The sequence below is a fragment of the Paenibacillus glycanilyticus genome (assembly GCF_030161375.1).
In the GTDB taxonomy this organism is placed as follows: domain Bacteria; phylum Bacillota; class Bacilli; order Paenibacillales; family Paenibacillaceae; genus Pristimantibacillus; species Pristimantibacillus glycanilyticus_B.
Window position 1 is genome coordinate 188,496 of the sequence record NZ_BSSQ01000019.1, and the last position, 12,762, is coordinate 201,257.

The window sequence follows — 12,762 nt, forward strand, 5'->3', positions numbered from 1 at the left end:
ACTCGTGACAACCGATTAAACAAGCTATATAGTTAAGTTGTTCAGGCAGCCAACCGGCTGCTTTTTTTTATTGGGAATAATGATCAGGAATATTTTTATTATATAAATGAACTTTTTAACCTTCTGCATGCTCTTATCTATGAAAGGGGAGAGAACATGAAAGTAAGTCGTCTGGTCAGACAAGCCCAAAAGGGCAACAAAGATGCTTTATTACAACTGATTATGGCCGATCAGGACGCTTATTATCGCCTTGCTTACTCCTATATGGGCAATGAGCATGATGCGATGGACGCGATGGAGGATATGATCGTAACCTTGTATGAAAAAATCGATCAGCTTCAGAAAGGCGAAGCCTTCTATAGTTGGAGCAAAACGATTCTCGTTAATCGGTGCAAAGCTTTGCACCGGAAGAAAGAGAAACATCTGCCGCTGGAAGAAGAGCAAGATACGGAAGTATCGACATTATCGGACGTGAATCCGTACCGAAGTACGGAAGACGAGATGGACATGCAGACGCTGCTGTCGCACCTGAACGATTATCAACGAGAGGCCATCGAGCTTCGGTATGTGCATGATTTGCCGTATCACACCATTGCGGAAATGACGGGCGCGCCGCTTGGTACGATCAAATCAAGAATTTCACAGGGCATTCGGAAATTAAAAGGAATTATCGGAGGTGATCGTTATGAGTACGATCGATGAGAAATTGCGTATGCACAAACAAAACTTGAATCAGATCAAAGCACCCGAGGAGCTAGAGGATCGGCTGCGCCAAGCGCTGCATCGTATTCCGGAACGAAAAGGGAAGAAGAACAAAAACAAAATTTTGACTTGGAGCTTATCGGCAGCCGCCGCTCTCATTCTTCTTGTTTCAACCTATCAATATCCGGCCTTCGCGTATTACGGAAGCAAGCTGCTAAACCAGATGGAATTGTCTTCGCTTAACTTTGCCGAGGTTGCCGAGCAAGGCTACGGACAAACCGTTAACAAAAGCAAAACGTTTGAAGACGGCACAACCATTACCGTTAACGGCGTTATAGCCGACGACAATCAGTTTCTGATGTATTACACGATTGATCTTCCGGGAGATGAGACTTTTAAAGTTGGTGAGTTTATAGATTATGATGTCTTACAGTTAAAAGGATTTCTGACGGATTCCAGGATGGTTACAGGCAGCGGTGGATTAAGCGATGATCATACACAATTTCTTGGGGTCAACAAATTTGAGAAGGTAAGTCCATTATCGCGTAAATTAACCGCTTATTTCAGTCAGCGGCTTGAGAATGGTACGCTAGAAAAATATCCGATCACCTTCAAATTTAATGCGAACAAAGCAATGAAGAGTATGGTCAAGGAAAAATTAGATCTATCGGTACCCGTCGATGAAGGAGCGGTTCACTATGATACGATCACCGCTTCTCCTACGGCAACGGTTATTAGAGGCCATTACGAATTGGATAATAACGATGGATTTCCTATGTTCCCCGGTAAAACCAAGCTACTAGTAAATGGGAAGGAAGTCGAATCTTTTGGATACCGTGCGCAAAGGATTGGTGATAGATCCTTTGAGATTAACTACGACGTTCTTCCAACGGATCAGATTGAATCTATCGAAGTCGTGCTCGAAAACTTCGCCGGGTACCAGAAAATGACGGAACCGATATCGCTCGCGGCGCCATCCGACCGTTCCATCAAGGTGGGCAGCGAGAAGTTGTGGGTCCGCAGCGTAACCAAAACAACCAACGGATATGATATCGTTATCGCTAGAAAGCAATTCACGATTTTGGACAAACAAAATTTGGCCGTACAAGCAGGGGGAAAAAGCGTTCCCGTCCATTCGATCTCGATGTCCTGTCCTTGGGATCTCGGAAACGGCAACATTTTATGGGAGCAGACCTATTCCGTTCAAACAACGGACAAACCTGAAGCTTTACTATTGAGCGGTTTCCATTATATTAAGACATATAATAAATCGTTCACGATCCCTGTCGGAAACAAATAAAGGCAGAATAAGAACGAAGGATTGCCGGAGGTAAATAGATGTTACTAGAAGTTATAGCAACTTGCATGGACGACGCGCTCCGCGCGGAAGAGAGTGGGGCAGACCGGCTTGAGCTTATTACCGCCATTACTGAAGGCGGATTAACACCGGGCATCGGACTGGTTGAACAGGTGGTGCGGACTGTCCGTATTCCGGTATTTGTCATGGTGCGCCCTCACAGCAGAACCTTCGCCTACTCCGAACAGGAAATTGAGACAATGGCTTTGGAGATCAAGGCTATCGTGAAATCCGGGGCAGCCGGCGTTGTGCTTGGCACATTAACTCCGGAGGGGAAGATTGACGAGCATGCGCTAGAGCGGCTGCTGCCGCTCGCTGGCAACCTCCAAGTGACGTTCCATCGTGCTTTCGATGAGCTGGCCGATCAGCATGAGGGGCTTCGAACGCTCATGAAATACCCGCAAATTACGCGCGTGTTGACTTCTGCAGGTCCCAAACCGGCGGTGTTATCCGTCAAAGAAATGAAGGAACTTGTTGCGGTAGCGAGCGGCAGCCGTCTGACGATCTTGGCCGGTAGCGGCCTGACAACCGAAGGTATCACCGCGTTTATACAGGAGACCGGAGTGAAGGAAGTCCATTTCGGATCAGCCGTTCGATTGGGCAAATCCAATCTGTCTCCGATCGACAAGGAGACGCTGCGTGCGCTGGCGGATAACGTACACAACATGAAGTAAGCGGAATGCAAAAAGAACCTGGACCAAATGGTCCAGGTTCTTTTTATTGCATGGAAACAAACGTAATGCTATAATCAATTCACGACTGTAAAGTCAAATTTAGACGTAGTTTATATATCTTACAAATTAATTGTACCATGCTGGTGGAACTCTTGTCAAACATTTTTAACAAATCATTAGTCAGGAGAGATGCGGAATGAAGACACGGGTTCTCGGCTTTCAGGAAATGGATCAAACGGAGCTGCGGCTTGTTGGCGGAAAAGGATTAAATCTTGGAGAATTAACTAAAATCGAAGGATTACGGGTACCGGATGGATTCATCGTCACAACGGAAGCGTATCGACAAGCTCTTCAACACAACGGCAAGTTAGATGATCTTGTGGACCGTTTATCTCTACTTAAAGCAGGCGATCGTGTACAAATAAGCGAAATCAGCAAGCAGATCAGGCAACTCATTATGGCGATTGAAATTCCTTCCGAAGTGGCGGCAGACGTCACTGCCTACCTTAACCGCTTTGGAGAGGACCATGCTTATGCCGTTCGCTCCAGCGCAACCGCCGAAGATTTGCCGCATGCCTCTTTTGCCGGACAACAGGATACTTATTTAAATATCGTCGGTGTGAAATCCGTTCTGCAACATATTAGCCGGTGCTGGGCGTCTTTATTTACAGATCGCGCGGTTGTATACCGCATGCAAAACGGATTTGATCACCGGCAAGTCTACTTAGCCGTTATCGTTCAAAGAATGGTTTTCCCGCAGGCATCAGGCATTTTATTTACAGCGGATCCCATTACGTCTAACCGGAAGATCGTGTCCATTGATGCCGGCTTTGGGCTGGGAGAAGCGTTGGTATCCGGTCTCGTATCCGCCGATAGTTATCAAGTGCGAGACGGGGAGATTGTCGGGAAGCGGATAGCGGCGAAGCAAGTGGCCATCTACGGGCGGGCGGAAGGCGGAACAGAGACGTTTGCGATCGATCCTGCTGAAAGAGAGAAGCAAACTTTGACGGAGCAGCAAATTTTGCAATTGGAGCGTATCGGCAGACAGATTGAAGCCTATTTCGGCTATCCGCAAGATATCGAGTGGTGCTTGGACCAAGAAGATGTCTATGTGGTGCAGAGCCGGCCGATCACGACGTTATATCCCATTCCGGAAGCAAAGGATCAAGCAAACCATGTTTATATTTCTGTCGGCCACCAGCAAATGATGACCGATGCCATGAAACCGCTGGGATTATCCTTTTACCTGTTAACGACTCCCGCACCTATGCGGACCGCAGGCGGACGGCTGTTTGTCGATATTACTCCGCTTCTCTCAACGACAGTCGGCAGGGATCGGCTCGTAGCGTTAGGGCAATCCGATCCGCTACTGAAAGACGCGTTTGCTACCATCATAGAGCGGGACTTTATCAAAATCATGCCAATGGAGCAGCAGGGTCCTCCGCCTGGCAACCGGGGGAACGCCAACCAGCAACCAGGGTCGACATCTTCAACTGAAATAGACCCGTCAATTGTTAATGAACTAATTGCAAGAACCGAGAACTCGATCGAACAATTAAGACAAAACATCCAGTCCAAATCTGGACCCGAGCTGTTTGCGTATATCGTTGACGACATGCAAAACCAGCTCAAAAAGCTGTTATTTGACCCGCAAAGCACGGCTGTATTTATGGCAGCAATGGACGCGACGGCGTGGATCAACGACAAGATGGAGGAGTGGCTTGGAGAAACCCATGCAGCGGATCCGCTGGCGCAATCCGTACCCCACAATATTACTTCCGAGATGGGTCTGGCATTATTAGAAGTTGCCGACGTTATTCGGCCTTATCCGGAAGTGATTGAGTATCTCCAGCACACAAAAGACGAGAATTTCTTGAAGGAACTGATCAAGCTTGAAGGCGGAGAGATCTGCAAGGTTGCCATTAAGGATTATCTTCGAAAATACGGCATGCGATGCGCCGGGGAGATCGATATTTCAAGAACAAGATGGAGCGAAAATCCGCTTACTCTGGTACCGCTGATCCTTGGCAATATTAAAAGCTTTGAACCGGGTGAAAGTTCACGAAGATTCGAGCATGGCCTGCAAGCTGCTTCAGGCCAAGAACAAGAGCTGCTCGCACGTCTCAAAACATTGCCGGATGGGGAACAAAAAGCGGCCGAAACCAAACAAAAAATCGATCTCATCAGGAATTTCATGGGCTACCGGGAATACCCGAAATACGGGATGATCAATCGATATTTCATTTATAAGCTTGCTTTGCTCAAAGAGGGCGAACAACTCGTACAAGCAAATGTACTTGAAGAGCCGGAGGATATTTTTTATCTCTCTTTCGAAGAGCTGCAGGAAGCGGTTCGCGCATCGGCGTTAGATTATCGGATTATCAGCAAACGCAAAGACGAGTACAAACGATATGAGAAGCTGACTCCGCCGCGCATGATCACCTCTGACGGCGAGATCATTGTTGGCTCGTACAAACGCGACAATCTGCCTTCCGGCGCGATTGCGGGGCTGGCGGTTTCATCCGGCGTGATTGAAGGCCGGGCACGGGTAATGGTAACGATGGACGATGCGGATTTGGAAGAAGGGGATATTCTGGTCACGGCCTTTACGGATCCAAGCTGGACTCCATTGTTTGTATCTATTAAAGGTTTGGTCACCGAAGTTGGCGGACTTATGACCCACGGGGCCGTTATAGCCCGCGAATACGGTTTGCCGGCCGTAGTTGGGGTGGAGGATGCGACCAAACGGATCAAAGACGGAGATCGGATCCGCGTGAATGGGACGGAAGGCTATATCGAAATCTTGCGGTAGCCTGTTAGAAGCAACCCTGTTCGCACAACGTATAATCCCGCTTCTTGCAGGTGTATACTATTAGACGCCATTATAGGATAGGAGTTTAATATGCGATTACATCGAATCTACTGCGTATCCGCAGCTGCATGCATGCTTATCGTTCTTGTTCTTGGCGGATGTATGACTAAACATCCCAGCCCATCCGCTCCCGTGACAGAACCTGAAGTAGATCCGATTGCAACCCTCGTCCAATCGATGAGCTTGCCAGAGAAGATCGGCCAAATGGTGGTTGTCGGATTGGACGGCACGGAGGTAGAACCGCCAATCCGGTCGCTCATTGCGGATAGTCACGTTGGCGGAATTATTTTGTACGGCAATAATATCGTATCGGCTACCCAAACCAACAAGCTTGTGAATGATTTGAAGCATTTGAACCAAACTGCCGGAGCCAAGCTGCCGCTTCTCATCAGCACGGACCAAGAAGGCGGGCGGGTATCCAGATTGCCGAAGGAATTTCCAACGTTTCCTAGCAGCAAGGCTGTTGGGCGTACAAAAGATGCTGACTACGCCTACCAGGTTGGTTCTTCATTGGGCGAAGCCATGTCGGCCGTTGGCCTGAACACGGATTTTGCGCCGGTGCTTGATGTCAATACGAATCCCGACAATCCGGTGATCGGCGACCGCGCCTTTGGTTCCACAGCTGAGCTCGTCAGCAGCATGGGCGTGCAGGAGATGCTTGGAATCCAATCGCAAGGCGTGATCCCGGTTGTGAAGCATTTTCCCGGACATGGCGATACCTCGGTTGATTCGCATTTCGGCTTGCCTGTTGTTGATCATGATCTTAATCGGCTTCGCTCCGTAGAGTTTGTACCGTTCCGTGCCGCAATCGAGAAGGGCGCTCCCGTCGTGATGGTGGCTCATATTCTGATGAACAAGCTTGATCCGAACTTGCCGGCTTCCATGTCCCGCAAGGTCATTCAAGATCTTCTTCGGGGAGAACTGAAATTCGACGGGGTTGTTATAACGGACGATATGACGATGGGGGCTGTGGGAAAAGTGATGCCGATAGGTCCCGCATCCGTTCATGCGGTACTTGCCGGCGCGGATTTGATTCTGGTCGGACATGTGTTGACCGAGCAACAAGCCGTTCTTCGTGCCCTTACCACCGCGGTGCAAAACGGCGATATCCCGCAATCCGTCATTGATAAGAGCGTTTATCGGATCGTGAAGCTGAAGCAAAGCTACCGGTTATCGGACCAGCCGACTCCGCTAGGGAATTTAAAGAAGCTGAATGAGCATATTAAAGCTGCTTTAAACCATTCTTCCTAACGGGAGGATGGTTTATTTGATTTGCTGGCTGAACAAGCTTTACTCGCGAACATACGTTTGATATAGTCGAATTACTATGGTTGCACGATGGGGAGAAGGAAAACGCAAATGACACAAACGGTTCATTTATCCGTGCGGGCTCTTGTTGAATACGCCTATAGCAGTGGGGATATAAACGTTGGCTTTCGCTCAACGGTACCCTTAACGGAAGGGACGCGAATGCATCGGCAGATTCAGAACGGGTATGGCGAGCAGGATGCCAAAGAAGTCTACTTATCGGCCGAGATCGCATACGAGAATTTGACATTTGCCATCGATGGCCGCTGCGATGGGCTGCTTCAGTCGGAGAACGGGATGATGATCGACGAGATCAAGTCCTTTTCCGGACGTTTGCCTTCCCTTATGGAAGAGACGTATCCCGTCCACTGGGCACAAGCTCAATGTTACGCATATATAGTGGCGAAAGATCGGGAGCTCGAGTCCATCCAGGTTCAACTGACGTATGCCCATGTGGAAGCCGATGAAATTCACCGTTTTGTACGTACGATGACGTTTGCGGAACTTGAAAAGTTTATTAACGATACCGTTGCCAGCTATTATCCATACGCTTCTATAAAAAGCCGCCATGCCGCGCGGAGGGACGCCAGCATTAAGTTGTTGAATTTCCCGTTCCCCTCGTACAGGTCCGGGCAACGCAAACTAGCTGCTTCCGTCTATCAGACGATCGCGGATCATCGCAAGTTGTTCGCCAAGGCGCCAACAGGCACAGGCAAGACCATGTCGACATTGTTTCCTGCCGTGAAAGCTTTCGGAGAAGGATTGCTGCAGAAACTGTTTTATTTGACAGCCCGCACTACTACGCGCACAGCTGCGGAAGAAGCATTAGAAATGTTGCGCGATGGCGGATTACATCTTCATTCCGTTACGCTGACGGCCAAGGAGAAAGTGTGCTTCAAGGATGAAACGCGCTGCACGCCCGAGTATTGCGAATACGCCGAAGGGTATTATGACCGCGTCAACGGCGCGCTTCTAGACATGTTAAGCGAAGAAACGAGGATGACGCGTGAGGTTATCGAACGGTATGCTCGCAAACACCGCGTGTGCCCGTTTGAATTTTCGCTAGATGCCGCTTATGCGGCTGATGCGGTCATTTGCGACTACAATTATATTTTTGATCCGCGCGTCAACCTGAAGCGATTGTTTGAAGAGCAGAAACGACAAACCGCTCTGTTGGTCGACGAAGCGCATAACCTTGTAGACCGGGCACGTGAAATGTACTCGGCGGAGCTTAGGAAATCAGATTTTCTAGAGCTGCAGCGAGCAAGTAAGATCAGCCGTCCGCTCGTCTATCAATCGGCGAAGGCGGTGAATCAATATTTCATAGCTTTGCGCAAAACCATGAATGATCAAGCCGATGCAACCAAGCTTGATCTCCCTGAGCAGCTGGTCGATCACCTGGAGTTGCTCGTCAGCGCGGCGGAGCGGCAATTGGCGGCTGGAGACTCGGATGAGCTTCTGGCTGACGTGTATTTTGGCTGCCAGCATTTTTTGCGCATAGCTAAATTGTACGATGAGCGGTACGTCACCTATGCGGAGCTGGAGAGGAGCGACGTGCGGCTCAAACTGTTTTGCCTCGCTCCGTCACATTTGCTGCGGCAATACGCCAAGGGATACCGCGCGCAGATTTTATTCTCCGCAACGTTATCGCCGCTTCCTTATTTCATGGACATGTTAGGAGGCGACGCGGAAACGGATTACTCCGTTGCGATTCCGTCGCCATTTGCCCCGGAGCAGCTTGAGGTCCGAATTGAACGATTGTCGACCCGCTATCAGGACCGTGAACGTACGATGGACCGCGTCGCCGGTTTGCTTCACGATATGGCATGTCGGCATCAAGGGAATATTCTTGTGTTTTTCCCGTCGTATGCTTACATGAATGGCGTGCATGAACGATATATGGAACAGGGGAATGAGGACAAAGGAGTTCGTACGCTTATCCAAACATCCAATATGTCGGAAGAGGAACGAGCAAGCTTCCTCGCCTCCTTTGCGGCAGGCAATCAAGGTACGCTAGTAGGATTCGCCGTCATGGGCGGCATTTTTTCCGAAGGAATCGATTTGGTCGGCGATCGGCTGACCGGAGTTGCGATCGTTGGCGTAGGGCTGCCGCAAGTCGGAACGGAGCGGAATATTATCAAACAATATTTTGACCGGCAGGAGAAAAACGGCTTCGAATATGCCTACGTCTTCCCGGGGATGAACAAAGTGTTGCAGGCCGGAGGCCGATTAATCCGTTCCGAGAGCGACCGTGGAACGTTATTGCTGATTGATGACCGCTATGCGCAGCCCCAGTATGCCAGACTATTGCCTCCCGAGTGGCGGCATTCCTTATCTCATGATTCAACTCCCCTCTAATGGTCTATTAGAAGGTATGCCACGACGGAGGAGGAGGAATGAACATGCCTTGGGACAAAGACAATTATCCGGATTCGCTCAAAAACTTCATGGCTCCGGTCCGCAACAAAGCGATCGACATCGCGAACGAACTTCTGAAGGACGGCTATTCCGAAGGCCGCGCAATATCCATTGCTACCGCCAAAGCGAAGGAATGGGGCGAGAATCACGACGAGCGGATCCGCAAGAAAGGACATTAAGATCGGCCAAAAAGCTTAACTTAAACACGGTTAAGCTTTTTTTTGCGTGGGGAGAACGGTTAGCCCCTATTCGCGCCAACGCATATACTGTGTTGGAGGTGGAAATCGATGGGGAACAAATCGATGGCCGAGATCGTCCTAGAACGGCATATTGAGAGAAGAAAACGCCGGTGTGAATCCGAAATGGATATGCTGGCTCTAATCGAGAACATGCCATCCAACGAATATGTGGAGCAATTGCGACTTAAACATACAGAGAATCTTGCCAAACAATCCGCTGCGCTAGCCCAATTGCAGAAAGAAATGCTGGAGAGATTCGGGAAGGTTATTGGATAAATAGTGTAATTCCTTTCAAAGACGGGTATACAAAGGTTGACCGGTTATTCTTCCATGTATGCCATCTTTGAAAGGAGTTGTGCGCGATGCAACAAACGAATGAGGGACAAGGACTTATTCTGGCGGGCAAGACGGCGATCGTGACGGGAGCAGGCTCGGGAATCGGCAGGGCTGCCGCAATCAAGCTGGCCCGCGCCGGTGCCAATGTCTGCTTATTTGATTTAATGGACGACCGGACGGAGGATGTAGAGCAGGAGATTCGCGACATGGGCCGGGAAGCCGAATTTTACGATGTGGACGTATCCAATTCCGGCCGAATGGAAGCCGCGTTCAGAGCCGCCGCAGAACGTTTCGGCAGTCTTGACGTATTATTCGCCAATGCGGGCATTAACGGTACGCTTGCGCCGATCGAGGAACTAACGCCGGAAGCTTGGGATGAAACGCTCAGTATCAACCTCAGAGGAACTTTCCTGGCCGTGAAAAACACCATTCCGCATATGAAAACAAACGGCGGCAGCATCATCGTGACGAGCTCGATTAACGGGAACCGGAAATATTCCGGGTTCGGCATGTCCGCCTACAGCTCATCCAAGGCCGGGCAGGTAGCCTTTACAAAGATGGCCGCACTTGAGCTCGCCCGGTACCGGATCCGCGTGAATGCCATCTGTCCGGGTGCAATCAAGACGAATATCGGAGAGAATACCCACCGAACCAAAGCAGTGGACGATATCAGCATTCCGGTCGAGTACCCGGAAGGTTCCCAACCGCTTGAACACGGACCAGGACAACCGGAACAAGTAGCCGATCTGGTGCTGTTCCTCGCTTCCGCCCAGTCCAGCCATATTACGGGCACGGAAATTTATATCGACGGGGCCGAGACGCTCCTGTAGATCATCGTGATCAGGAATCCGGCTTCCCGGTTAAGCAAGAGCTGTACAAAGATTCGACTTGGCATTCGATTCAGCTCGGGATGAGCAGGGTATATAACCATAAACGAAATGTGGAAGTGAATGGTTATGGATTACGCATTGATTTCCGTCAAGCTTATAACCGCTTTTTTCGGTTTATGGTTTATGACAAAGCTGCTCGGGAAAAAGGAAATATCCCAACTCACACCGTTCGACTTCGTCTCGTCACTTATGCTGAGCGAGCTTGTAGGCAATACCATTTATGATCGCGAGGCGCATTTTTCAATGCTGGTATTCGCTCTTGCCGTATGGATGGTGCTGTCGCTTGCTTTGGAAAAGGCGGTTCAGCTCATGCCTTGGCTATCCGTGCCGCTTAGCGGCAAACCGGATCTTATTATCCGCAACGGGGTGATCGACGTAAATGCGATGAAGCGCAACCGGCTGGACATGCATCAAATCGGCATGCTGCTGAGGGAGCAAGGCGTATTCACGGTGCGCGAAGTGGCTTATGCGGTATTTGAGCCAAACGGCAGCTTAAGCGTGATGAGAAATCCCGGCGATGAACCGCCGACCAGAACGGAACTACGCGTCTCCGTGCCCAAAGCCGGACTTCCGCGCATCTTGATCGAGCAGGGGACACTGCAGCGCGGCGAGCTTCGGGAGATCGGCCGCAGCGTGGAATGGCTGCAATCCAGGCTTGCGGAGCAAGGGGTAGACCATATCCGAGAAGTTTATTATGCCGAATGGACCGAGGAAGATGGATTATTTTTTCAGTTGAACGAATATATTTCCAGCAACTCCACACAATAGATTTACATCCAAGAAGGAGTTGACTATTATGGCTAACCAATCCAACAATTTAGTTGTACCGCAAGCCAAAGCTGCTTTGAATCAAATGAAATACGAAATCGCAACTGAACACGGCATTCAGCTCAGCGAAGGCTACAATGGCAATCTGATGACGCGTGAAGCCGGCACAATCGGCGGCAACATTACGAAACGTCTTGTTCAGATGGCTGAGCAATCCTTGAGCGGAGCTTCGTTCAACACAAGAAGATAGGTTGTCCTGTTATTCCCCTCCATCTCTCGCATGACTTACCATCGGTTCACGGAATTGACGGTGGTATAATGGTGAGATGAGAGGGGAATTCTTATGTTCATCTCGCCGATGTTGCCGGAGCAAGCGGAACAATCGTTTGACTCCGAAGAATACGTATTTGAACCGAAATTTAACGGTCATCGCCTGATCTTATCGTTTATTAACGGACAAGTTAATATGTACACCAAACATAACAATGCAGTGACTAGACAATACCCGGAACTGTTTCACGTACCCGTGGATAACGGCATGGATGTCGTGTTTGACGGTGAAGCGGTTATGGTCCGGGATGACGGAACCCATGATTTTGACGGCCTTATACAGAGGTTCCAACTAAGTAAATTACCGAAAATAAAAGAAGCTGCCAGAACTCATCCCGTTCATTACTTCGTATTCGATATTCTTTACTTAAACGGTCAAAGCTTAACCCATTTACCCCTGATCGAACGCAAACGGCTTTTAGCACAAATTTTGCAGCCTAACGGTTTCTACCATCTAGCCATGTCGATTGAACAGCAAGGCAAAGCCTTGTTTCAGTTTATTGAAGATCGAGGATTGACCGGTATCGTAGCGAAACGGAAAAACTCAACCTATGCAAGCGCTCGGTCCGATGAATGGCTGGCCATAAGGAATTATCAATACACAGAGGTTGCGATATGCGGATACAAACGGAAAGAATTTGGCTGGCTTATTGCGCATGACGGACAAACGGTCGGCTGTATTGACGGAGATATTCCCGCTGACGTTAAGCAAACCTTCTACACAGCAGCATCCTCAATGATTACGGGGCAAGACAAACGATTCGTCTATGTAAAGCCAACCTTGAAAGTAAAGGTTAGGTTTCGCGATTGGACTTCAAGCAACATGCTTAGAAGCCCTGAATTTGTCAGTTTTGCCGGCTAACAAAGG

General features: G+C 49.3%; 12 protein-coding genes. All 12 read left to right on the forward strand.

All coding sequences use genetic code 11. From position 1 onward, the window contains the following. The first annotated feature begins 156 nt into the window (after positions 1-156). The 12 genes from QQK89_RS24785 to QQK89_RS24840 all read left to right on the forward strand — a co-directional run bounded on the left by QQK89_RS24785 (position 157) and on the right by QQK89_RS24840 (position 12,756). A complete protein-coding gene (locus QQK89_RS24785) occupies positions 157-702 on the forward strand; it encodes a sigma-70 family RNA polymerase sigma factor (RefSeq protein WP_284241390.1) in 546 nt (181 codons plus the stop codon). Further along, on the forward strand, positions 686-2,002 hold the full coding sequence (locus tag QQK89_RS24790; RefSeq protein ID WP_284241391.1) for a DUF4179 domain-containing protein: 1,317 nt from the start codon (positions 686-688) through the stop codon (positions 2,000-2,002). Before QQK89_RS24785 ends, QQK89_RS24790 begins: the two co-directional genes overlap by 17 nt. Positions 2,003-2,040: 38 nt before the next feature. After that, positions 2,041-2,733: a copper homeostasis protein CutC gene (locus QQK89_RS24795; RefSeq protein ID WP_284241392.1), complete on the forward strand. Its 693-nt coding sequence runs from the start codon at positions 2,041-2,043 to the stop codon at positions 2,731-2,733. 196 nt (positions 2,734-2,929) lie between these two features. Further along, positions 2,930-5,545, forward strand: a complete 2,616-nt coding sequence (gene ppsA / locus QQK89_RS24800) for a phosphoenolpyruvate synthase (protein ID WP_284241393.1) — start codon at positions 2,930-2,932, stop codon at positions 5,543-5,545. 90 nt (positions 5,546-5,635) lie between these two features. Then, complete coding sequence (gene nagZ, locus QQK89_RS24805; protein WP_284241394.1) at positions 5,636-6,856, forward strand: beta-N-acetylhexosaminidase; 1,221 nt, start codon at positions 5,636-5,638, stop codon at positions 6,854-6,856. Positions 6,857-6,964: 108 nt separating this feature from the next. After that, positions 6,965-9,271 carry an ATP-dependent DNA helicase gene (locus QQK89_RS24810; protein ID WP_284241395.1) on the forward strand — a complete coding sequence of 769 codons (2,307 nt, stop codon included), beginning with the start codon at positions 6,965-6,967 and terminating at the stop codon, positions 9,269-9,271. A 38-nt stretch (positions 9,272-9,309) separates the two neighbouring features. After that, the gene (locus QQK89_RS24815) at positions 9,310-9,510 is read left to right on the forward strand and encodes a DUF2188 domain-containing protein (RefSeq protein ID WP_434481760.1); all 201 of its coding nucleotides are present in this window, start codon (positions 9,310-9,312) and stop codon (positions 9,508-9,510) included. 108 nt (positions 9,511-9,618) lie between these two features. Then, positions 9,619-9,846 (forward strand): hypothetical protein, encoded by a 228-nt coding sequence (locus QQK89_RS24820; protein WP_284241396.1) that lies wholly within the window; start codon positions 9,619-9,621, stop codon positions 9,844-9,846. Between the two features lie 86 nt (positions 9,847-9,932). After that, entirely contained in the window at positions 9,933-10,736 is an 804-nt protein-coding gene (locus tag QQK89_RS24825) for an SDR family oxidoreductase (protein WP_284241397.1), read from the forward strand. Between the two features lie 126 nt (positions 10,737-10,862). Beyond that, the gene (locus QQK89_RS24830) at positions 10,863-11,564 is read left to right on the forward strand and encodes a YetF domain-containing protein (RefSeq protein ID WP_284241398.1); all 702 of its coding nucleotides are present in this window, start codon (positions 10,863-10,865) and stop codon (positions 11,562-11,564) included. 28 nt (positions 11,565-11,592) lie between these two features. After that, positions 11,593-11,814, forward strand: coding sequence for an alpha/beta-type small acid-soluble spore protein (locus QQK89_RS24835; protein ID WP_284241399.1), 222 nt, complete (start codon positions 11,593-11,595; stop codon positions 11,812-11,814). 93 nt (positions 11,815-11,907) lie between these two features. Beyond that, positions 11,908-12,756 (forward strand): ATP-dependent DNA ligase, encoded by an 849-nt coding sequence (locus QQK89_RS24840; protein WP_284241400.1) that lies wholly within the window; start codon positions 11,908-11,910, stop codon positions 12,754-12,756. Positions 12,757-12,762 lie beyond the last annotated feature (6 nt).